At 32.8% G+C, this 22444-nt stretch carries 21 protein-coding genes; 12 read left to right on the top strand and 9 right to left on the bottom strand.

What is annotated here, in order from left to right; genetic code table 11:
- The first annotated feature begins 430 nt into the window (after positions 1-430).
- On the top strand, positions 431-2446 hold the full coding sequence (locus CDLVIII_RS28135) for a S9 family peptidase (protein WP_009172883.1): 2016 nt from the start codon (positions 431-433) through the stop codon (positions 2444-2446).
- A 335-nt stretch (positions 2447-2781) separates the two neighbouring features.
- On the opposite strand, the gene CDLVIII_RS32825 is transcribed toward CDLVIII_RS28135, so the two are convergent.
- A complete protein-coding gene (locus CDLVIII_RS32825; protein WP_347462535.1) occupies positions 2782-2949 on the bottom strand; it encodes a transposase in 168 nt (55 codons plus the stop codon).
- Positions 2950-3299: 350 nt separating this feature from the next.
- Positions 3300-4898 carry an amidohydrolase family protein gene (locus tag CDLVIII_RS28130; protein ID WP_009172882.1) on the bottom strand — a complete coding sequence of 533 codons (1599 nt, stop codon included), beginning with the start codon at positions 4896-4898 and terminating at the stop codon, positions 3300-3302.
- A 274-nt stretch (positions 4899-5172) separates the two neighbouring features.
- Here CDLVIII_RS28130 and CDLVIII_RS31705 point away from each other — a divergent pair, with 274 nt between their 5' ends.
- From CDLVIII_RS31705 to CDLVIII_RS28120, 4 genes are all read left to right on the top strand, one after another.
- On the top strand, positions 5173-5310 hold the full coding sequence (locus tag CDLVIII_RS31705) for a hypothetical protein (protein WP_186005534.1): 138 nt from the start codon (positions 5173-5175) through the stop codon (positions 5308-5310).
- Positions 5311-5427: 117 nt separating this feature from the next.
- Complete coding sequence (locus CDLVIII_RS32705) at positions 5428-5553, top strand: hypothetical protein (RefSeq protein WP_009172881.1); 126 nt, start codon at positions 5428-5430, stop codon at positions 5551-5553.
- A gap of 3 nt (positions 5554-5556) precedes the next feature.
- The gene (locus CDLVIII_RS28125; protein WP_242835808.1) at positions 5557-6012 is read left to right on the top strand and encodes a sigma-70 family RNA polymerase sigma factor; all 456 of its coding nucleotides are present in this window, start codon (positions 5557-5559) and stop codon (positions 6010-6012) included.
- Positions 6009-7046 (top strand): DUF4179 domain-containing protein, encoded by a 1038-nt coding sequence (locus CDLVIII_RS28120; protein ID WP_009172879.1) that lies wholly within the window; start codon positions 6009-6011, stop codon positions 7044-7046. The genes CDLVIII_RS28125 and CDLVIII_RS28120 overlap by 4 nt, the downstream gene beginning before the upstream one ends.
- 585 nt (positions 7047-7631) lie before the next feature.
- Here the strand turns inward: CDLVIII_RS28120 and CDLVIII_RS28115 are convergent.
- Complete coding sequence (locus tag CDLVIII_RS28115; protein ID WP_009172878.1) at positions 7632-7964, bottom strand: helix-turn-helix domain-containing protein; 333 nt, start codon at positions 7962-7964, stop codon at positions 7632-7634.
- Between the two features lie 140 nt (positions 7965-8104).
- On the opposite strand from CDLVIII_RS28115, the gene CDLVIII_RS28110 reads away from it, so the two are divergent.
- Positions 8105-8641: a flavodoxin family protein gene (locus tag CDLVIII_RS28110; RefSeq protein ID WP_009172877.1), complete on the top strand. Its 537-nt coding sequence runs from the start codon at positions 8105-8107 to the stop codon at positions 8639-8641.
- Positions 8642-9524: 883 nt separating this feature from the next.
- A complete protein-coding gene (locus CDLVIII_RS28105) occupies positions 9525-10457 on the top strand; it encodes an oxidoreductase (RefSeq protein WP_009172876.1) in 933 nt (310 codons plus the stop codon).
- A 212-nt stretch (positions 10458-10669) separates the two neighbouring features.
- On the opposite strand, the gene CDLVIII_RS28100 is transcribed toward CDLVIII_RS28105, so the two are convergent.
- Positions 10670-11059, bottom strand: a complete 390-nt coding sequence (locus tag CDLVIII_RS28100) for a MerR family transcriptional regulator (RefSeq protein WP_009172875.1) — start codon at positions 11057-11059, stop codon at positions 10670-10672.
- A 314-nt stretch (positions 11060-11373) separates the two neighbouring features.
- Positions 11374-11934: an XRE family transcriptional regulator gene (locus CDLVIII_RS28095; protein ID WP_009172874.1), complete on the bottom strand. Its 561-nt coding sequence runs from the start codon at positions 11932-11934 to the stop codon at positions 11374-11376.
- Between the two features lie 153 nt (positions 11935-12087).
- On the opposite strand from CDLVIII_RS28095, the gene CDLVIII_RS28090 reads away from it, so the two are divergent.
- From CDLVIII_RS28090 to CDLVIII_RS28075, 4 genes are all read left to right on the top strand, one after another.
- Entirely contained in the window at positions 12088-13035 is a 948-nt protein-coding gene (locus tag CDLVIII_RS28090) for a multidrug resistance efflux transporter family protein (protein WP_009172873.1), read from the top strand.
- 220 nt (positions 13036-13255) lie between these two features.
- Positions 13256-14914 carry a metallophosphoesterase family protein gene (locus CDLVIII_RS28085; RefSeq protein ID WP_009172872.1) on the top strand — a complete coding sequence of 553 codons (1659 nt, stop codon included), beginning with the start codon at positions 13256-13258 and terminating at the stop codon, positions 14912-14914.
- Positions 14915-15034: 120 nt separating this feature from the next.
- The gene (locus tag CDLVIII_RS28080; protein ID WP_009172871.1) at positions 15035-16222 is read left to right on the top strand and encodes a YibE/F family protein; all 1188 of its coding nucleotides are present in this window, start codon (positions 15035-15037) and stop codon (positions 16220-16222) included.
- A 414-nt stretch (positions 16223-16636) separates the two neighbouring features.
- Positions 16637-17611 carry a non-reducing end alpha-L-arabinofuranosidase family hydrolase gene (locus CDLVIII_RS28075; RefSeq protein WP_009172870.1) on the top strand — a complete coding sequence of 325 codons (975 nt, stop codon included), beginning with the start codon at positions 16637-16639 and terminating at the stop codon, positions 17609-17611.
- 62 nt (positions 17612-17673) lie between these two features.
- On the opposite strand, the gene CDLVIII_RS28070 is transcribed toward CDLVIII_RS28075, so the two are convergent.
- From CDLVIII_RS28070 to CDLVIII_RS28060, 3 genes are read right to left on the bottom strand one after another with little or no spacing between them, the layout of a single operon-like run.
- Positions 17674-18408, bottom strand: a complete 735-nt coding sequence (locus CDLVIII_RS28070; protein WP_009172869.1) for an amino acid ABC transporter ATP-binding protein — start codon at positions 18406-18408, stop codon at positions 17674-17676.
- A gap of 39 nt (positions 18409-18447) precedes the next feature.
- Entirely contained in the window at positions 18448-19113 is a 666-nt protein-coding gene (locus tag CDLVIII_RS28065; protein WP_009172868.1) for an amino acid ABC transporter permease, read from the bottom strand.
- Between the two features lie 17 nt (positions 19114-19130).
- Positions 19131-19970: an amino acid ABC transporter substrate-binding protein gene (locus CDLVIII_RS28060; protein WP_009172867.1), complete on the bottom strand. Its 840-nt coding sequence runs from the start codon at positions 19968-19970 to the stop codon at positions 19131-19133.
- 396 nt (positions 19971-20366) lie between these two features.
- On the opposite strand from CDLVIII_RS28060, the gene CDLVIII_RS28055 reads away from it, so the two are divergent.
- Complete coding sequence (locus CDLVIII_RS28055) at positions 20367-21809, top strand: glycoside hydrolase family 1 protein (RefSeq protein WP_009172866.1); 1443 nt, start codon at positions 20367-20369, stop codon at positions 21807-21809.
- A gap of 261 nt (positions 21810-22070) precedes the next feature.
- Here CDLVIII_RS28055 and CDLVIII_RS28050 read toward each other — a convergent pair whose 3' ends face one another.
- A complete protein-coding gene (locus CDLVIII_RS28050; RefSeq protein WP_009172865.1) occupies positions 22071-22436 on the bottom strand; it encodes a DUF4363 family protein in 366 nt (121 codons plus the stop codon).
- Between the last annotated feature and the right edge of the window lie 8 nt (positions 22437-22444).

Here is a 22444-nt window from a genome sequence, read left to right as displayed (position 1 = left end):
TATAATAAAGTATAAACAAAGAAGTAAAATCTGCGAATTTTAAGAATTACTAATGAAACGATAGTTATAGGTGCATATATTTCAAGGCAGTGTGTGAATTTTGGATTAAAGAAATAAATATAGAAGAAAAAAGTTCGAAATTTATGTACGAATTTTTGAAAGTGAATATTTAAGAAAGAAAACTATATTAGAGATATTTATTCAGACGTTGCTGCTAAAATAAAGAATCTGAGCGAGAATAATGAATTTTAATTATAGTGTCCAAAGTTTTTGTCACCTTTTTTTAGATTTTGATGAGTGGTATCAACAAAATTATACCTTTTTGGGATTATGGCAGAGTTTTGATATAAATTTAAAGTAAAATCAATAGGTATTGTCAAGATTATACTTAAGTCATTGACGATACCTATAAAGATCGGGGGGTATATTAATGAATATTAATGAAAAAACATATCTAAGTATAGAAGAGCTTATTTCATTACCAACCTTATCAGGTATAAACATAAGTGATGATGGCAAAAACGTAGCATTTGTCAAGAAGACAACTAACTGGAAAGACAATAAATATAGTAACCATATATGGATATATGAAAAAGACAAGGGGCAATGTTACCAATTAACAACTGGAGATATAGATTGTACATCCCCATTATGGTCTCCAGATTCTAAACATATTGCATACCTTAGTTCGGTTGGTGACGTGGATAAGAAGAAAAATCAGATATTTGTTAAGTCAGTAGATGATTATAGTAGTTCTCGTATTACTGATGAAAAAGAAGGGATCAGTAAATTCAAATGGGAGCCTACTGGCAAGGGTTTTTATTATGTTGCACATTCAAAAGAATCTGAGGAAATCAAGAAACGCAAGGAAATATATGGAGATTTCCAACATGTGGGTAAAGAATACCAGAATAATTTTTTATATTACATTGAAATAAAAAAAGGTATACAAAAATCTAATGATAAATATGATTACCTAGAAGGTTCCAGTAGTACAGGTAAGAATAAAAACGAAAATAGTATTGCGTATCAACTAAATCACGGTAAGGATTTTCATATCCATGAATTTGATATTTCAAATGATGGAAAAAAGGTTGTGTTTATGGCTACGCCAAGCCCAGATGAAGAAGATTATCAGAATGGAGACCTATACGTACTAGATATTAAATCTAGAGAGTTACATAAGATGAATGGAAAAAAGTTATTTTTGGGGAGCGTTTGCTTTTCTCCTAATGGCACAAAAATATGTTATACAGCAAGCATAAGGGAGAAGGATTACTATAAGAAACATATAACAGACAGTACACTAGAGATATATGATATTAATAGTGGAGAGCTAATTCAACCTTTAACAGATTTTGATAGTACGGTTATTCCAATACGATGGACAGCTAAAGGAATTTTAATTATATGGCAGGATAAAACTAATTATCTTATTGGGTTATTATCGGAAGATGGTAAGGTGGACATGTTAAGTGAAAAAACAGATTGCTTTATAATGGATGTTTCTATAACAGATAATGGAAATCATATATCATATAGTAAGGCTACATCCAATGAAACCTTCGAAGTCTATTTAGACGATAAAAAAATTACAAATGAGAATAGTATTTTTAAGGGAAAACTTAAAAGTAATAGGAAAGTAATCTCATGGAAAAGTAGTGATGATCTTGAAATAGAAGGTGTTTTATCAACCTCAATAGAGTTTGATTCAAATAAAAAATATCCTTTATTGGTACTAATCCATGGTGGTCCAGGGTGGGCATCTTTTCCAATCCATTCAGGCTGCTTCAATGAAAAATATCCTATTGAGCAGTTTATTGAAAAGGGCTTTATAGTTTTAGAACCAAACTACAGAGGAAGTTCAGGGTATGGTAATGAATTCTTAAAAGCAAACTATAAAAATCTGGGAATTGGTGACTACAATGATGTTATATCTGGGGTTGATATGCTAGTTGACAAGGGAATTGCAGATAAGGATAGAGTAGGGGTTATGGGGTGGAGCCAAGGGGGATATATATCAGCCTTCTGTTCTACATATAGTGATAGATTTAAGGCTATTTCAGTTGGAGGTGGAATTAGTGATTGGATTACCTATTATGCAAATACAGATATACCTCAATTTATTAGGAGATATTTAGGAGATGATCCATGGAGTGATCCAGAGATATATGCTAAAACTTCACCAATAACATATATTAAATCAGCCTGCACTCCCACCTTGATTCAACATGGTGAAAATGATGCAGGAGTTCCAGCTCAAAATGCATATGAGCTATATCAAGGACTAAGGGATATGGAAGTTGATACAGAATTAGTTATATTTAAAGGAATGGGATATAGTTCTGGTCAGCCAGGAATTAATGTGGCTATTATGAAGCAGAATTTGATGTGGTTTTCACACTATATTCTTGGAGAAAGCATTAAAGATTTTATGGTTTTATGATTAATAAATGGATATCTGCACAGGATACATAAAGATGAAACAGTCTTCATAAGGACACTGTTTTTTAATAACTACTATAAATCTAGCCCCAATAAAGGGAATGACTTGTTCTATATATTACTTGACGGTATAGTTTGTACATGGTAAATAATGCGTACTTATATAAGCAAAGCCGCCATTTATGGCGGCTTAAAAAATATCTATTTTGTTTTTTTCACTCAAGTGGAAGTCTTTCAAACTACGGAAGAAGCTCCTCAAGGAAATTGAGATTGGTATCTTCCATATGTTTTGTAATTTCTGTAAGAAGCAATTCAAAATAATTATAAGGTTTTAAATTATTTGATTTGTTTGTCTCTAATACTATAAATAATAGCACTAATCTTAGCACCATCAATTGTATTAATAAGATGCAAGTTATTTTTTCTGATACAGAAGCCACGAATGCTTGATTCAGCAGCATTATTGTCAGATGGAACATTTCCAGCTTCGAGAAATACTTTCAGGTATTTTTGTAAGTAAAGCCTTTTCCTGTTCCAAACGATATAGTAGAATCTGACTTACTGACAGTTAAATTCAATATATTAAAAAATATAATTTTTATTGATATTTTACTTTTAAAAAGTATAGTTGCATTACTATGTCTAAGATCATGCCAGCGGATATTTTTCTATGTGCAATATTTACATAATCTTTTTATTCGTTGTAGGAATCTAGAGGGTATTAAAAATTCACCATCTTCTTTGGTGAAAACCAAATCATATTTGATATTATTAAATTTATTTTTTAGATAAAACTCTTAATATTTGTCTAAAATAAAATTAATTAACAATTAGAAATCATTTCATTCACTTCTCTATTTTTCATTTGTATATTTTTCCTTAATAGAGTCTAGTTCTTCCTTGCTGTGATAGGAACCTGCACGTATAACAGCGTCAATTTTATGAAGATTTTGAACACTCTCTATAGGATTTGCATCCAAAAGTACTAAATCAGCATTCTTACCAACTTCTGCAGTGCCCATATCATCCAGGCGATTCAGAAACTCAGCTCCGTTCAGGGTCGTCATCTGAAGAACATGAAGCGGGGAGATGCCGGCCTTCTCAAGTTCGTCAAATTCCTTGTGAATAGCGTTACCTTCGCTTCCATCGGTTCCAGCCATCATTTTAACGCCTTCGAGATCGTAGGTCTTAACAAGACTTAAATATATATCATAGAGCCTCTGAGCAGTGGCTTCATCGCTCCCATTGAACAGGCCGGCATGCATGCGCACCATAGTCGGACATTGCCACGTATTATATTGGACATAGACATTGGCAAGCTCTTTTGCCTTTTCTTCACTATAAGTGTTAATGATATGCATCAGCTGGGTTTCATCTTTTGCACCCCCAGAGGTCTTAGTGCCCCACTTTATGAATTGCTCGTTCACAAAATGTTGAATGCCCCTGATCTTCATGAGCTGCACGAAGATTGGATTTTCAGTGAATTTGGTAGGAATTCCAGTTGCCTGCGATCTCAAGGCTTTCTCGTCTGTTGAGCAGGAAATCAGAGCCCCGAAGTTGATGCCAAAGTGTTCGATGCAGTGAAAACCATTTTTCGAGACCTCTTTCAAGTCCATATCAGGAAGCACATGTCCCACGACCGGAATACCGAGTTTGTTCGCCTCTGCTTGAATGGCATTAAACACATCCGGCGAAACACCGCCAACTTTTATAAAGTCAACCCCGGCTTTTTGCTGCTGGCGAACAAATTCCACGGCAATCTCTGGCGTTGGTGCATTTATGGGTGTCATGATATCAACGGGCATCGTCAGTAGCGCTGGTTCGTTCGTAGAGCTGGTAAAGGCACCGGATCTCCATTCCTTGAGAAGTTCAACTGAGCCGCTCATTTGTCGGAATCCGGTTACACCGTTAGCAAGCAGAAGAGCCATCGATTCCGAGGTGTTCTCTTCCCCAATCACATGCATATGCATGTTCAGATACCCGGGAACCACATACTTTCCAGTTGCATCAATGATCTTTGTGTCATTGTCCGCTTTGATTGTGCCAGCTGGTGCAATGTCCTTGATTTTTCCATTGACGCACAGAATGCTCATATTGGAAGTTAGATTACCAGTCCGCGTATCCACAATAGTTAAGTTATTCAGCAAAAGCTGATAGGGAGCGCTAGGCTGCTCCAATTTCTGCGTGGTGTAAGGTTGAATATTCGTTGAAGGCTGGCTGGCAAATAGACCAGTCCATGCAACTACAAGCGCTAATATCCAACAGAGCAGGATTCTCCATCCGCGCCAGAATCTCGTACTTCTAAGGAAAACGAGTAAACTAACACAGGCCGCCAGAATCAGATAAGCAAACCATCGCTCCCCACTGCTGATCATCAGCACTAGAACAACGCCAAACAAAAGCACTAATAATAGTGCAAAACCAATAGTCATTAAAATATTTCTTTGCTTCATCGTATTATTCTTCCTTTATATTAATCTCGCAAAGCGAGAATATTCTAATGAATGAAGTAATGGAGACTTTGTCTTTACATCTTTCCATTCGTTCTTATTCTAGACAAGTTAGTCAGTAAGGAATATTTGAACACCAATATTATGAAGATACAAGTATCTCCGGATTGAGTTAATTCGATCATTGTCGTGAAAAATTCTGAGCACAAAAAGAGCTTAGACAGGCTTTGCGACAATAAGAAATATATTAAAGAAGTATCGGTGTCTTGGTTATTTTGTGTACTATATTATTATTTATGTATTCAGCTTGTTTTGTGGTTTGTTTACATTTGCAATAATAAACATTGGGACAAGTAAAAGTGGTAAATCTATGATGAAAAACTTGATAACAGGATTATTTGATGTAGATGTATAACATATACCTTATGCATATTTAACTACGACACATAAAGGAAATATGGTAGGTTTTTCTTATAATTTGATATAGTGCTAACACATAGTAAAAATTAAATTTAATGTTAAGAGATAAAATGTGCAACTTTTTGAGGAATATAATCGTCTATTATATGAATCGATTCAGAACGGAGATGAAACATTGGTTGATGAAATAGCATTTAAAAAGGCTTTAGATGGAGATGGAGAGAGTTTTTATAAATGATTGGTGCCTATTAAGGACAAGTTGTATAAAGTAGCTTACGTGTATTTACGAAATGAGAATGATACATTGGATTGTATTCATGAAGCAATAATAAAGGCAATACAGTCATTAGATACATTAAAAGAACCACAATACTTTAATACTTGGATGATGAAAATAACTATTAACAAATGCAAAGATTATATTAAAAAAAATAATAAAGTAGTTTTAGTAGATATAGAAGATTATAAAGACATTATTGCAATAGACGAAGAACAATTTGAATGTGCAGATGATATAACTGATGTATTAAATAAACTATCTGTTAAGGAGAGAGAGTTTATTGTTATGAGATATTTGAAGGATATGCCATTAAAAGAAATATCTAATATTACAACTACACCGTTAGGTACTATTAAAAGTAATATTAGTAGGACATTAAGAAAAATGAAGAAATATATGGAGGAAGTAAAACAATGAAAAAAATAAAGATAGACAATATTGAAGTTTCTTCCAAGCTAGATGGTTTAATAAATAATGCAATTAAAGAAGGTTATAGAGATTATAGCAATAATAAAACTAAAAAGAAAGCACACAAAAGAAATATTCTAGTAGCAGGAATGGTTGTAGCATTAACTGTTACATTATTTGGAACAAATGTAGGAGCAGAGGTATTAACAAAAGTGTTAGTAATAACAGGGATAGATGATATTAGTAGTTTTTTTGGAATTGCAAAGAGTTTGGATGAATATAAAACCGTTGTAAATAAGTCTGTAACTGATAATGGAATAACAGTTAAATTAAATGAAGTCATATTGGATGGAAGTGAAATAATAGTTTCTTATAGTGAGTCTGCTGATAAAAAATTAGGTGAAAGTATAAGACCAGTGCATATTAAAGGGAATATTTATATAAATGGAAAGAAAGCAAATGAAGAAAATATTAATAATTTTCATTCAAAAGTCATTGATGTTTATAGTACCCAAGAAGTTATTACTTATGATTTGGAAAATATAGATTTAAGTGGAAGTTTAGATATAAAAATTGAATGTCAATCGATAGAATTAGAGAATGGATCCGAAAAAAAAGGAAAGTGGAATTTTGAATTTAAGGCTGATGGTAATGAACTAAAAGCAGATACAAGGGAAATAGAACTCAATAATAGATTTACTATTGAAGATGGAACAGAATATACTTTAAAAAAATATACAGATAACTCATTAGGTCAAAAAATTTATGCTTCTATATCAAATTTCAAAACAAGTAAAAAGTATAATCTAATTTTATTGATAGGAACTGATGATTTGGGAAATAAAGTTGAATTTTATTCATTAAATAGTGATGAAGATCATGCATTATTTAAAATACAAAGACATGGGCTTAATAATCTGAATGAAAATGCAAAAATATTAACATTAACTCCTTATGATGTAGAATTGCAAAAGGGTGGTGGTAAATCTGAATTAAAGCAAGTAGGAGAAGCATTTACAATAGATTTGTCACAATTAAAATAATAAATTTTAATATAGTTATAGATCTAACATTATTAAACTCTCATATTATGAGATTACTCATACAGATAATGCTGATTATAAAGTAATTTCTAAAATTTCATTTTACAGATTTTTTGCATGTAGTTGAGGGCATTGTGGTGTTAAAATGTTCCAAAAATCTAATATCAAACAGTGGGGGATTTATGTTAAAGTGACAATTATGTGACTAATAAAACTGTCCACCTAAAGCTGTTGATATAACTAATGTTAAGACTATGTGACAAAGTGACAACTAATTAAATAGTTTTAATTAATGATTATTGATTTTCTATACCATTTAAATATATATTTTATAATGATTATTTATTATTATGTGGCAAAATATTAACTTGTCACCCATTTGCCACCGTTAATAAGTAGTGGGTGGTAATTTTTATAATATAATTATTTACCATCATTTGTATAATTATTAGTATCCTTTAAGATATTTTCGAGTATATCCACTGTATTATCGCTCATTTTCTTAGTAACATGTAAATAAGTATCCATGGATAATCGAGTATGAGTCCCTAAAAAAGGATATATGCTTGCTGTTTGGAAAAGTAGTTATCGATGCTCCTGCCCCCATATGCACATTGCACCCATGATCGGTATTAGTGATCTTCCTTTTTCTGAAAGACTGTATTCTACTTTAGGTGGAATTTGTGGGTATTCTTTGCGAGTGACAAGACCATCTTTTTCTAACTCTTTGAGCTGTACACTTAGTGTCTTATAAGTAATCGTTCCGATTAGGCGCTTTAATTCGTTATATCGAACTACCTTATGACCATATAGCAAATAAAGAATTATCATTTTCCACTTTCCACCTAAAACGGAAAGTGTGTACCCAAAAGGAGTATCAGCAATATTAGATTTCCTTTGAATCGATTCATTATTCATATTCACACTATCCTTTACGAAAGTATGCGTCATAAAAGTGCATACTTATAATAATCTTTATACGATTGTATAATATTACTGATATAAATTCAACTGATATTCAGTTGGATAAAACATTCTTATAAAAGGAGTGACTTGAAATGAAAGTAACTGTAATAACAGGAAGCCCACGCAAATTTGGTACGTCCACTCTCCTGGCAGATAAATTTATCAAAGGTGCCAAGGAAGCGGGACACGAAATTTTTCGATTCGATGCAGCTTTTGAAGGAGTCCATCCCTGTACTAGCTGTAATAAGTGTGAGCATGGTGATAAACCCTGCGTTTTTCAGGACAGTATGGCAAAGCTATATCCACATTTAATTGACGCCGATTTGATTGCATTTGTAACACCGCTGTATTTTTTCGGTGTATCTTCTCAGATTAAAATGGCTATAGACCGCTTCCATGGCATTAACAATCAACTGAAAGGTGCAGATAAAAAAGCTATACTGATGGTAACCGCTGCCGGTAAAGAAGAGCATGTCATGAATGGTGTTGTTGGAAGCTACAATGAGACACTGCGTTATCTACAGTGGCAGGACTGCGGCATCGTGCTTGCAAACGGCTGTAACGAACGGGAAGCCATCGAAAAAACAAATTATCCTGAGCAGGCGTATCAGCTTGGAAAGAAGCTGTAAATCCAATAAATGATTCAGTGATGACTATGACATCTATATTGGGAGCTTCCTTCTAACTGGATAGATAACATGTATGATAAAAGAAATGAGATTGTATATGGTGGTGAGGATACAACACTTGAAGCAATTTGTAAATAATATAAAACGTGTAGAGAATGGTGAAGAGCCTGAAAGCAAGCTAAATCAGTTATTATAATTTTTGTACCTTAAAAATAAGGGCCTTTTAGATTTTTATCTCATTTTATTCCAAGCTTTTTATTGTAGGCTTTAAAGTGAACAGGAGAGTAAAAGACCAGTAGTGGATTGGATGAAATTGATTCAATTCTTTTTAAGATAAATAAGAAAACAATACATGTAAAATAAGCAGGTAATTACTTAGACAGTACTCTAAGTAATTATCTGCTTATTTTTTTGATTTGTATACCAGTGCTTATAAGACAGTAGGCAAGGTTATATCACTTCTAGGTTGCTGTTGGTTTTGGGTAAAGGGAAGAAGTCCTTATTTGTAACAAAAGTGAGTTGTATATACTGAAGGACGCAGATTTCCTGGATTTTATTGATGTTATACATGGCTTAAAATCTTCTTAAAGAAAATTTTTAAATATGCTTGACTTATATAAAACTCTAAGTGTTAGTATTAGTACAAAGTACAATACAAGAACTTTTAACATCTTTTATAAATCTAGAAAAGATGGTGAAAATGTACTTTAAATCGCACAAGAATATACAGAAGTCATGTATATTCCGTAAACAGGATATAAAAGTGGAATTTATGATTTTATTTAGAAAAAGACATGCAATGTAAATAAGGTTTATATTATAAAATAAGTAAAATCAATCAGCTTACAAGCAAGTACAGTAGATAATAAAAGGAGTGTTTATTATGGCAGAAAATATGAAACGAAATTGGACTTCGGCAGATATTCCTTCACAAAAAGGTCGCTCAGTTGTTATTACAGGAACAGGTGGAATTGGCTATGAAACAGCATTAGAGATGACTCGTGCAGGAGCTGAGGTTATAATGGCTGGTAGAAATAAGGATAAAGGAGAGGAAGCTATAAGAAAGATTAAGAAAATAAATCCTTCTGGAAATATACGTTTTGAAAAACTTGATCTAGCAGATCTTGCATCTATAGAAGAATTTGGTGAACGAATGAGATCTGAGCGCAAAAGTTTAGATATTCTTATAAACAATGCAGCAGTAATGGCTCCGCCTAAGCGCTTGGTTACAAAAGATGGGTTTGAACTGCAAATGGGTACAAATTATTTTGGACATTTTGCATTAACAGCACATATGCTTCCTCTTTTAAAGAAAGGAAATAAGCCAAGGGTAATCACCCTGAGTAGCTTAGCTCATCTTTCAGGAGTTATAGACTTTGATGATATTCAAGCAGAACACAGCTACAAACCAATGGTAACTTATTCTCAGTCGAAACTCGCATGCCTTATGTTTGCATTTGAATTACAGCGAAGAAGTGATGCAGCTGGCTGGGGAATTAGCAGTATAGGTGCGCATCCAGGTATATCAAGAACAGAATTAATACCTAATGGAGCCGGAAAGAATAGCCCAACTGGAATTGTGCGACGTTTATTTGGTCCGTTTTTATTTCAGCCAGCAGCTCATGGAGCATGGCCATCACTTTATGCTGCGACAGCAGAAAATGCAACAGGTGGAACATATTATGGACCTTCAAAAATGAGCGAAGTGAGAGGGTATCCTAAAATAGCTAAAATTGCACCACAAGCTATGGATGTTAAGGTTGCTTCAAAGCTTTGGGAGGAATCAGAGAAGTTGACAAACGTAAAGTTTATTTAATTAAAACTTAAGTAGTAAGAAATAACTAAAAACATATTATTAATCTTAAGATAAGCAGGCAGTCACTTAGATACTACTTTAAGTAATTGCCTGCTTATTTTCTATTTCAAGTTCATTTTAAAATTATTGCCTCAAGGAGATTAATAATTATCTGTTTTCTCACAGGAGCGGTTTTCTTTGCATTGCATGCATAAATGGATATATTAATTTTTCTATTCTTGTTCTACGAATATACTAGAAAGAGATAAGCCATCATCAGAATCATAGAGGGCAATTTTTAAATCGATGATATTTAAATTTTTCTTTAAATTATCTATTTGCTTTACAACCTCTTTCCTATGGGCGATCATCATCTGCTTTCTCTGTTCAGAGGTTTCAACCCCTTGCATTGCTAAGTCAATATATCTTCTAATCTCTTTAACTGGCATACCGCTATTTTTTAAACAGCAAATAAGTTTGATTACGTTCAAATCTGAATCGCTAAACTGTCTATTTCCAGTACTATTTCTTGAGACAAAAGGCAAGAGCCCTTCTTTGTCATAGAAGCGAATTGTATAAGGTGAAATATCACAAATATCGGCTACTTCATTTATTGTATACATTGATTTATTCTCCTCGAAAATTTTATAAAAAACTTTAAAACTCAGTAATACTTAGATAGAACTCTAAGTATTACTGACAGTATAAACTTAACTTCGAGAATTTACAAGGCTTTAATAGCTAGAAAGTATATGTATTCAAATTAAATAGACACAGAAATATTTAATTTTAGTTCATTGTGACAGTTCAAAATCACATTATTCTAAATTAATGATGTGGTTTTTAATTCAATTATTATTTTATATGGCAGAAGTTTAGAGAGAGGCACTTAAAAATAAAGATAATAGTGAAGCTAAAAGAAAATCTGTTAAGCCTTTTATTCTATTTTTTTGTAGAGTATTATATTCTGAAATATAGCTGTAGAATCGCTTATATTTTTATAAGTATGCGATTTGTTTGCTTTAAAATTCAAAGAATTTCCCTTTTTTAATCTAAAGCTTTTATTATCTATAATCATTTCAATTTCGCCTTGTGTGACTAGGATATATTCTTCAACTTCATCATTATGTGGTGTGGAAGGATGAATACAGCCAGACTCAAGTTCTATTGTAAATATTTCAAATCCTTTACTAATATCAAAAGGGAATATGGGATATAATCGCATTTTACTGTTTTCTTCTATTATTGGAATTATATCTTCTTGATCTATTATATTAAGCTCATCATTACTCTCATCGATAAAGACAGAAAAAGATACCTTAAGTCCAGTTGCAATTTTCCATAAGGTTGAAACCGTAGGATTAGATTGTCCTCGCTCTATTTGACCAAGCATTGCTTTGCTGACACCGGTTAACTTAGATAGTTCATCCAAACTTAAATTTCTCTTACTTCTTATATATTTAAGTTTATTTCCTATAATCAAATTTAGATTTTCCATAAAAACCTCCTTGCTATTAATCAATAGTTTTGTACATTATGGAAGAGCAATTTTCTAGATATATTTTATAGCATTCTAGAGGAAAAGTAAATTATATATTGAGCAATATAACGCATAAATATATAATATAACATATAGAAAGGGGAGATATATATGATAAAGGCATTTGCACTTGGAATAGCTGCATCATTTTTCTTTGCATTCACTTTTGTATTAAATCAACAAATGAGTGTCTCTGGAGGAAATTGGATTTGGAGCGCATGTCTTAGATATGTTTTTATGCTACCAATTTTATCTGTTATTGTTTTTTTTAAAAAAGAATTGTTTTATGTTTTAAAAGATATAAAAGAGAGAACATTTCAATGGATTATATGGAGCACAGTAGGATTTGGAATTTTTTATGCTCCACTAAGCTTTGCTTCAGCTTATGGTGCATCATGGTTAGTTGCAGGCACATGGCAGATAACAATAGTTGCGGGAGCGCTTATGTCACCATTATTTTTTAAAAATGTACAAACCGGGGCTAAAGTTACTAGAGTAAGATGCAGAGCACCTAAGAAATCTATTTTGATGTCTAGTGTGATTTTATTTGGGATATTACTAATGCAATTTGAGCATTCAAAGGCTGTCTCTGCATCACAATTGGGTATAGGCATCATACCAGTAATTTTAGCTGCTTTTGCCTATCCGCTTGGAAATCGTAAAATGATAGAGATATGTGAAAATAAGTTTACCACTTTTCAGAGAGTATTTGGGATGACTCTTTGCAGTATGCCATTTTGGCTTGCTTTGTCTTCCTTTGGTATAATTTTTGATGGTCTTCCAAGTAAGGGACAGTTAATTCAGTCTTTAATAGTTGCCATTTTTTCAGGTGTTATTGCAACTGTGCTATTTTTTAAGGCTGGAGATATGGTTGGGGGAGATACTCATAAAATGGCTATTATAGAATCAACTCAAGCTGGAGAAGTGGTGTTTACATTACTTGGAGGTATATTTGTTTTTGGTGATAAAATCCCAAATACTTTTGGAATTATAGGTATAATATTTGTGATTATTGGCATGATTTCTAATAGTCTTATGGGAAGCAGCGAAAACAAATAAAATATGATAATACTTAAGTTAAGCCGGTGTGACTTATTTAATTGAAGAAATTAAAAGCCTATTTGTTTTCATGAATCAAAACATCTGCGTGGAGTATTTTAAGAGAATTAATGGTAAATTAAAATATTTAAAGCAAAATTAACCATATATTAACCATCACTTAAACTGAAAGGAGTAACGTTAATAAGAAGGAATTATTTATTTTAGGAGGTCATATTATATGAAAATTAGTAAGAAAACTAAGTTTATTCTTCCAATTGCAGTAGCTGCAGTTGTTGCTACTTCTGCATGTCTACCTTATATAGCAGATGTTAATGCTGCTGTTACAGGAACCTCAAGCATTGAAGGCTTTTCTTTGCCTCAGGTAGCAGGTCCTTATAACATTAATGCAGGTGTTGGTTCAAATCCAAAGGAACTTGATTTCGCTTGGTTTACTCAAGCTGCTGGAAAAACTCAAGTGAAAATTTCACCCACATCTAAAATGAATGGCACACAATTTCCAGACTCTGCTGTGGTTCAGACTGCAGATCAGGCTGCCGTAAAAGCTACACAAGCTATTGATCAGGATTATTCAGTTCTTCCTCATACTAAAGGAACTCCTGAACCTGCTAATTATGGGGATAACGCTTTTAATGGAAAACCTTCAGCAGGTACTCTAACTGGTGAATATTCAAATAAGGCAACAGTAACAGGATTAGATCCAAACACACAATATTCATATTCTGTAAGTGACGAGAAAGGTAATTGGAGTCCAGTTTATACGATTACTACTCTACCTACTGATAAGGTAAGCTTTGCCGCTTTTGGTGATCCACAAATTGGTGCATTTGATGATTCTAAGGGGACTGCTAAATCCAATGCTACAGGTGGACATAAGAACTTAAATGATGATAAAACTGGCTGGCAAAACATGCTTAAGCTGGTAACTCAAAATAAAGATTTAAACTTCTTATTTTCAATGGGAGATCAAATTAACGATTATGATTACTTAACTCAACCTTCAGGTGTTCCTGATGGACAATGGTATCAATATAGAGACTTTTTCAATCCTGATCCTTCAATAAATTATATACAAAGTATGCCTTTAGCTGCGTTTTCTGGTAACCATGATCATCAAATGGGTGAATATTACGGTTATCATTACAATCAACCAAACATAAGCAAGCTTGGTGCTACAAGATATGGAAATGACGGAGACTATTGGTTTAATGCTGGCCCTGTTTTATTTATGGTACTTAATGCAAATAACTATGCTACAGCTGGTCATGATCAATTTATGAGTGAAGCTATTAAAGCTAATCCAAATGTAAAATGGAAAGTAGCTGTATGGCATCAATCTGCATACAGTGAAGCAAATCACAATACTAAGAATGAGATTGATGATCCAGTTTTAACAATTCGTAACACTTGGACAAAGATGATGGATAAATATAATGTAGATGTTGTATTACAAGGCCATGATCATTATTATACTCGTACAGCTCAAATGCTTAATGGAAATGTCATTAATCCTGATACTGGAGCATCTGAAAATTTAGAAAAGACTAATACTACTTCTATACCAGGAACTACAAATCCAAAAGCTACTTATGCAAAAAAAGATTATCCAGACAGTGTAACAAATCCTAAAGGCACAGTTTACTTTACTCTTGACACTGGAACAGGAAGTAAATATTATGACTTCAATTCAGGTAGTAACGATTCAGTTGGAGGAAGTGCAGACCATTCTTTCAGCGTTGTTGGATGGCAAGGTTATGTTCCATCCTATTCTGATGTATCTTTCACTGATAGTACATTTACAATTAAAACTTATGCAACAACAGATTACTCATTAAATAATCAATCACTAATTGATAGCTATACAATTACAAAAAACTAATTAATAAGTATTAGAAATCTTTAAAAAGATCAAGCAATCTAGTTTATATTGACTAGATTGTTTGTTATATAAAATTACGCTGCTATTATATAAGTGCAGTATAGAAATAGGAGAAATGACATGAAGGTAAAATTAGATTGGATTTCATCAATTAAAATAGGTGGTAAAGTTATTGGGCCAATTGCTGTTTTGTTTGTTTATATCATAATGGCTGTACTTTTCAGTTCTCACACGCCGATTTATAACCCATATAGTTCAGAAGCTGGCGGAGAAATGCATTACGAAACAGGTAAGGTTGTCTCAATTGATGAGCAATCAATAAACCCTTCAGGTTTTTCTGGGCTATATAGTGGAAGACAAATTGTCAGTGTCCTTATAGAAAGTGGACAATATAAGGGAAAAACTTTTCAAATTAATAATGCACTTAACTATGATACAAATTTTGTTCTTCATAATGGTCAAAATATTGTAGTGTCTGTAAATACATCCACTGGTGACACATCCTTTATAAATGCGTATATGTTTGCACCTTATCGTGTTGTTCCTTTGCTTGTACTTATCGGTCTTTTTATTGGGGCAATCTGTTTGGTAGGAGGCTGGCGTGGTTTCCATTCTGTGCTAGGGATTATATTTACATTGACCACAGTACTATTTATTTTTGTTCCATTACTTTTTCATGGTGTACCTGCTATTGAAGCAACTATTTTACTTGTTGTGGTCACTTCCTGCGTAACACTTTTTCTTGTGGGAGGCTTCGACAGGAAAACTTTGTCCGCTATATTAGGAACTGTAGCTGGGGTAATTATCTCAGTTATCCTTATGCTTGTTTTTAGCAAAATCTTGGGAGTATCTGGTTATACATCCTCTGATACAGATGCACTGCTCAATATTGCTGGTCAAAGCAAGCTGCAAGTGAAGGATCTTCTATTTACAGGGATTATTATTGCTTCATTAGGTGCTGTAATGGATATTGCTATTTCTATTGCAACTTCAATCAATGAGCTGCAAAAGCAAAAACCAGATGTTAGCTTTACGGAATTATTCAACTCTGGTATGAATATAGGACGCGATATGATGGGTACCATGACAAACACACTTATTTTAGCATTTCTAGGTGAGTCAATTTTTTCATTTATATTGATGTATTCTTATGAAGTCCAGTTTAAACAATTGATAAACTCTAACGGCATCGCAATTGATATTCTTAATGCTGTTTGTGGCGGCTTTGCAATTATTCTAACAGTTCCTATTGTATCTGGTATCACCGCTAAACTGCTTCAAGGAAAGCAAAGTTTAGATAACGAATAAGCTTTTATAGCATTATAATATACATCATGTGGACTAAGTGAAAACTTAGTCCATATTTTGTGATTCAATATATCTATAATTTGATTGCATGAGATGACGATTATCGGGCTTAAGATAATGCGATCGTTTTATTACAAGATGATATAATTATGCTAATAAAGGTTATATAACCATATTTTCACCTAATATAGTGTGATAAAGTAATTTCAAGTAAACGACTACAAATTGAAGAGCATAGGAATATAAATAAACTTTTTATAGTCAGCAGATAAAGTTTGTGACAGCAATTACAATTGATATGATTCATTGTAATTTTTGACATCAAAAAAAGATAACATACCATAGGAAAAGGGGGAATGAGGAGAGATTGGGAATAATATGAATCTAATTTTATTATTTAAGGAGGATGTATTTATGAAAAGATTAATGAGAAAAAGTGTTATGTTTATTATTGGTTTAGTACTAATAACATCATCATTTGTATCGGCAGCAAGTGCAGCAGCAAATCCTAGTCCGACATGGCATGTAGGTGAAAGAGTTATTCGTCATGGTGAAGCAAAACCATATGATTATTATGGTGCTAAGGACCCGAGCATTGTTTACTATAATGGCAAATATCATGTGTTTTATACAGGAGCAAATCAAAGTGGAGGGTGGCAGATGCTTCATACGTCTGCAAGTACAATTTCAGGACTTAAAACTGCGCCACGTAATTATATGAGTTCAATTGGAGAAAGCTATTTTTGTGCACCTGAGGTATTTTATTATGAGCCTAAGGGGCTATGGTATTTAGTATATCAAGATGGAACTTATGGGGTAGCCTATTCTACAACAAAAAATATAGATGATCCTAATTCTTGGTCAGGACCAAAATCATTTGGTATATCAGGAAATATGGGATGGGATTACTACATTGTTTGTGATGATTCATATGCGTACATGTATAATACACCAAGTGATGGTTCAGGAAAATTGTACGTACGTAAGACCTCTTTAGCTAATTTCCCAACAGGTTGGAGTGCACCTACAGTGGCTATAACTAATTCCTTCGAAGGTTCACATGTTTATAAATCACTTGCAGATGGTCAATATTATATGATTATTGAAGATCAGAAAGATGGCCGCTATTATGAATTATGGACATCAAAGAATGCTGGAGGACCATGGACTCAAGTAGCTGAAAAGTGGGCATGGCATGGTAATTTAACTTATGATGCAGATAAGTGGACAACTAATGTATCACATGGCGAAATCCTACGTTCAGGATATAATCAGAAAATGGAGATAAACGATATTAATCATGTTGATTTCCTCATTCAAGGTACTACTAATTTGAATGGCGATTATCAAAAGCTTATCTGGGACTTAGGAGTAATAAAAAATTATTAATAATCGAAAAGGAGCATCGCTCCTGATTAAAATTCAATCATTTTGCGACGCTCCCTTTAATATTAATTAAGTAAGTTTAAAAATTGCCGGATTCTTTCATTATCAGAATTATTTAAAGCATCATAGGATCCTCTTTCAATAATTTCTCCTTTATCTACAAATAGGAGTTCATCTGCAACTTCTCGTGCAAAAGACATTTTATGAGTAACAATTGCGATTGTGTAATTTTCCTTGGCAAGTTCTTTTATAAGATTTAAAACCTCTACTTCAAGTTCAGGATCTAATGCACTTGTAGGTTCATCAAAAAGCAGTATTTCAGGTTTCATCGCTAGAGCTCTTGCAATTGCAACACGCTGTTGCTGCCCGCCTGATAATTGATGTGGATAATTATTCCGTTTATCTAATAATCCGATTTTTGCTAAAAGGAGTTCAGCGTTTTTTATTGCTTGCTTTTTAGGGATTTTTAAAACTGTTATAGGACCTTCAATTATATTTTCAAGTGCAGTTCTGTGAGGAAACAAATTAAAACTTTGAAAAACCATACCTGTCTTTTTTCTATATGAGTTTATTTCAGTTTTTGTTATATTTCCTTTAGAAAAATCCAATACATCATTATTCATGATTATCATGCCTTCATCAGGTGTTTCAAGAAGGTTGAGGCATCTAAGAAGAGTGGTTTTTCCAGAACCTGACGGACCTATAATTACAGTTGTTTTATTTGATTCAATAGTCAAGTTAATATTTTTTAATATGTGTATATTATCATAATGTTTGTTTAAATTTTGAATTTCAACCATAGTTAAATCCTCCCAGCAGAGAAAAAATGGCATAAAATTTTAGCCTACAGATAGTTTCTTCTCTGAATACTTTTGTATTTGCGCTAATATTGTACAGAAAATCAGATAGACCAAAGCTACTTCGCAATATAAAACAAGAGGTTCATAGGTTCTTGCAACAATTCTCTGAGTTTCCATGAACATTTCAGTAACTGTTATGTTAGCTGCCAGTGATGTATCTTTAACAAGACTTATAAATGTATTAAAAAGTGGCGGAATTGATACTTTTGCAGCTTGTGGAAGAATAGTTCTTGTAAGAGTTTGTATATAAGTCATACCTAGGGAATAACTCGCTTCCCATTGCCCCTTAGGTATTGATAATATGGCTGCTCTTATTGTTTCAGAACTATAAGCACCAACATTTAGGGAAAATGCAATTATAGCTGATGGTATTGGATCTATCTTTATTCCAGCACTTGGAAGTCCATAAAAGATTATGAAAAGCTGAACTAAAAGAGGAGTACCTCTAAATATCCATACATAAAATTTTGTGACTTGTTTTAAAATTTTAAGGGTTGAAATTTGAACTAATGCAACTAGAATAGCTATGAGCAGTCCAATTGCAAAAGAAACCAGCGTCAGTGGAATTGAATATATGATTCCAGCTTTAAGCATAGGAAAGAGCGAGCTTTTTATAATTTCAACTATACGATCGTCAAAAAACATAAGGATACTCCTTTTTATTATTTTGTAACATCATTTCCAAAGTATTTTTCAGAGATATTTTTTAATGTTCCATCTTTATCTAATTTAGCTAAAGCATCATTTACTGCATTTACGAAAGAATCATTACCTTTACGTATTAAAACAGCATTATTACTTGCTTCATTAAGAGTATCAGCAATTTTTAATGGAGCATCTGGTTTTTGCTTTAAGTAGTCATAGAAAGCAACATCGTCATTGATTGTGGCATCTGCTCTACCACTTGCAATAAGATCTATTGACTTACTAAATTGACCATCTGTATCAACTAAATCTGCGCCGTACTTTTTAGCCATATCTGCAAAGTTACTTGTTAATCCCTGTGCTGCTTTTTTACCCTTTAAATCGTTGAAAGACTTAATGTCATTATTATCTTTACCCACTATAAGTACAGCTCTTGTTACAGTATAAGGTGTTGAAAAATCATATTTCTCTTTTCTTTCATCAGTGATTCCAACCTGATTCATAACAACATCGTAACGTTTTGCATCTAGCCCTGCTATACATGAATCCCATGGTGTTTCTATAAATTCAGCTTTTACACCAAGTTCCTTTGCGATAGCTTGTCCAACCTCTACATCATACCCAACTAATTCATTTTTATCATTATGATAAGTGTAAGGGGCATATGTGCCTTCAGTACCTATTTTTAAAGTTCCGCTGGATTTGATTTGTGCTAGTAAATCATCAGAACTTGTAGTGGATGATTGCTCAGATTTACTATTATTTGATGCAGTGTTTCCAGAACTGCCACAGCTTAATAAAGATGTAGCGGTTAATACTCCTATTAATAATAAACTAACTAGATTTCTTTTTTTCATATTTTATTCCCCCATATAATTTCTATCGATTTACTAAGAATTTAAATGATATTGTAATAATATTACACTTGTACGATATTAATTGTCAATATATATTAGTAAATTTATCGGAATAATAGAAGAACGTTATTGATCATGGTAAAAGTCATGTTATTTTCATATAAAGTTATATCTTAAAATATCAAAAGTTATAGACAAAGTTTGATGTATATGATAGGCTAGACTTATAGAGTCTTGCTAATGTTTAGTATTGTTTTTTGAATGTTAATTTGAGGGAATTAGTTAGGCCTATGAAAGAAAATAACAAATCCAAATATTTAGGTGGATTTACTTGTTGTTTTTTCGATAGGCTTTTATCAAAAATGTAAGAATAAAACGTTGTTAGGAGGATGAAAGATGTATTTTAAAGAAAAACATGGTTTTCCAAAAGATTTCTTATGGGGAAGTGCATCGGCTGCCTATCAAGTAGAGGGTGCAGCAGAAGAAGAAGGAAAAGGAAAAAGTAATTGGGATGAATTTGTAAGAATTCCAGGAAAAACATTTAAAGGTACTAATGGAGATGTAGCTGTTGATCACTATCATCGTTATAAAGAAGATATAGCTTTAATGGCGGAAATGGGATTAAAGACATATAGATTCTCTATCTCTTGGCCAAGAATTTATCCAAAGGGAAAAGGAGAAGTTAACGAAAAAGGATTACAATTTTATGATAATGTAATTGATGAATGTTTAAAGTACGGGATTGAACCAATGGTCACAATATATCATTGGGACTTACCATTAGCGCTACAGGAAGAATATAATGGGTGGGAAAGCAGACAAATCATTGATGATTTTGAAAACTATGCTGTAACATTATTTAAGCGTTATAAAGATAAGGTTAAGTATTGGATAACTTTAAATGAACAAAATATATTTACAGCACATGGCTGGATGATGGCTATACACCCACCAGGCAAGAAAAATGATTCAAAGATGTTTTATCAAGTAAATCATAATGCAAATTTAGCTCATGCTAAGGCAGTTCTTGCTTTTAGAAAGATAGTTCCAAACGGGAAAATAGGTGCCAGCTTTGCATTTTCACCAAGTTATGCAATAGATTGTAATCCAATAAATAATATAGCGAAAGCAGATTATGATGATATACAATCATTTTGGTGGATGGATGTATATGCATATGGAAGATATCCAAAAGCGGCATTTAAATATTTAGAAACACAAGGTGTTGCACCTACCTTTGAAGAAGGAGATGCAGAACTTATGAAAGCAGCAGCACAAGTAGATTTTATGGGGGTCAACTACTATCAAACTGCAGTTGTTGAGTACAATCCAATTGATGGTGTTGGAATGGCTGAAATGAATACAACAGGTAAAAAAGGAACAGCACAAGTTAGTGGTACTCCAGGATTATTTAAAAATCCACCAAATCAATACTTAAAAACTACAGATTGGGATTGGACTATAGATCCAATAGGTATAAGAATGGCTTGTAGAACTATTACAAGCAGATATGACTTACCAATAATTATTTCTGAAAATGGACTAGGTGCATTTGATAAGAAGACTGAAGATAATAAGATTCATGATGAGTATCGTATAGCGTATTTAAAGGCGCATGTAGAAGAATTAAAGGAAGCTATTAATGAAGGATGCGAAGTACTAGCATACTGCACATGGTCAATAACAGACTTATTAAGCTGGTTAAATGGATATCAAAAACGTTATGGATTTATTTATGTAGATCGTGAAGAAGAAGAAGGTGCTTCAATGAATCGTTATAAGAAGGACAGCTTCTACTGGTATCAAAATGTAATAAAGACTAATGGAGAAGAACTATAATATAAGTGTTAATCAAGTTATGAGTTATAAGTTGAGGAGGAAAAGCCTTCAGGTTTTTCAAAAAAATATATTTCAGAAATCCTCATTTTGGGAAAAAGTGAGATAAGTGAGATAAGTGAGATAAGTGAGAGTCCAAATTTTATATTTGGATTCTCGAACTTAGTTAAATTGTATATACAATTTAACTTCCTTTTGTATCTAGACTCTTGAACTTTCTTTTTGAGATTTATCCTTAACCTATCACTCATAACGTATAACTTATCATTTCCCAAGTCCATCCCAATGTTCATAAGCCTCATTTAATTCAATAAGGGAGGCTGACATATCTTTTGCAGTTATAGCACCACGAAGGCGAGCCAAGCTTGTATCGAAGGCATTTATTTCATCTCTTTCAGAACTGAATTGAACTCTTTTAACAATTTTATCCCATGTGTTTGATAAATCATCTGTATTTTTATTTGCGCTCTCCCAGTTTTCTGATTTTACATCCTGAGCAATTAATTGTATCGATTCAGGAATGTTATCATTTTTTCCTAATGGATTCTTTAAAAACCCGCCACTAAGCATAATCAGTACAAAAGAGAACAATGCCACAATAGGAATAGATATGACTAGAAATTTTCGCATAAAAATCA

It is taken from the genome of Clostridium sp. DL-VIII (genome assembly GCF_000230835.1).
Taxonomy (GTDB): domain Bacteria; phylum Bacillota; class Clostridia; order Clostridiales; family Clostridiaceae; genus Clostridium.
This window is presented reverse-complemented; position numbering and strand designations above follow the sequence as displayed.

Coding starts and splice junctions, on each gene's coding strand:
- CDLVIII_RS28135 (WP_009172883.1), top strand. CDS start 431: ATGAATATTAATGAAAAAACATATCTAAGTATAGAAGAGCTTATTTCA.
- CDLVIII_RS28130 (WP_009172882.1), bottom strand. CDS start 4,898: ATGAAGCAAAGAAATATTTTAATGACTATTGGTTTTGCACTATTATTA.
- CDLVIII_RS28120 (WP_009172879.1), top strand. CDS start 6,009: ATGAAAAAAATAAAGATAGACAATATTGAAGTTTCTTCCAAGCTAGAT.
- CDLVIII_RS28115 (WP_009172878.1), bottom strand. CDS start 7,964: ATGAATAATGAATCGATTCAAAGGAAATCTAATATTGCTGATACTCCT.
- CDLVIII_RS28110 (WP_009172877.1), top strand. CDS start 8,105: ATGAAAGTAACTGTAATAACAGGAAGCCCACGCAAATTTGGTACGTCC.
- CDLVIII_RS28105 (WP_009172876.1), top strand. CDS start 9,525: ATGGCAGAAAATATGAAACGAAATTGGACTTCGGCAGATATTCCTTCA.
- CDLVIII_RS28100 (WP_009172875.1), bottom strand. CDS start 11,059: ATGTATACAATAAATGAAGTAGCCGATATTTGTGATATTTCACCTTAT.
- CDLVIII_RS28095 (WP_009172874.1), bottom strand. CDS start 11,934: ATGGAAAATCTAAATTTGATTATAGGAAATAAACTTAAATATATAAGA.
- CDLVIII_RS28090 (WP_009172873.1), top strand. CDS start 12,088: ATGATAAAGGCATTTGCACTTGGAATAGCTGCATCATTTTTCTTTGCA.
- CDLVIII_RS28085 (WP_009172872.1), top strand. CDS start 13,256: ATGAAAATTAGTAAGAAAACTAAGTTTATTCTTCCAATTGCAGTAGCT.
- CDLVIII_RS28080 (WP_009172871.1), top strand. CDS start 15,035: ATGAAGGTAAAATTAGATTGGATTTCATCAATTAAAATAGGTGGTAAA.
- CDLVIII_RS28075 (WP_009172870.1), top strand. CDS start 16,637: ATGAAAAGATTAATGAGAAAAAGTGTTATGTTTATTATTGGTTTAGTA.
- CDLVIII_RS28070 (WP_009172869.1), bottom strand. CDS start 18,408: ATGGTTGAAATTCAAAATTTAAACAAACATTATGATAATATACACATA.
- CDLVIII_RS28065 (WP_009172868.1), bottom strand. CDS start 19,113: ATGTTTTTTGACGATCGTATAGTTGAAATTATAAAAAGCTCGCTCTTT.
- CDLVIII_RS28060 (WP_009172867.1), bottom strand. CDS start 19,970: ATGAAAAAAAGAAATCTAGTTAGTTTATTATTAATAGGAGTATTAACC.
- CDLVIII_RS28055 (WP_009172866.1), top strand. CDS start 20,367: ATGTATTTTAAAGAAAAACATGGTTTTCCAAAAGATTTCTTATGGGGA.
- CDLVIII_RS28050 (WP_009172865.1), bottom strand. CDS start 22,436: ATGCGAAAATTTCTAGTCATATCTATTCCTATTGTGGCATTGTTCTCT.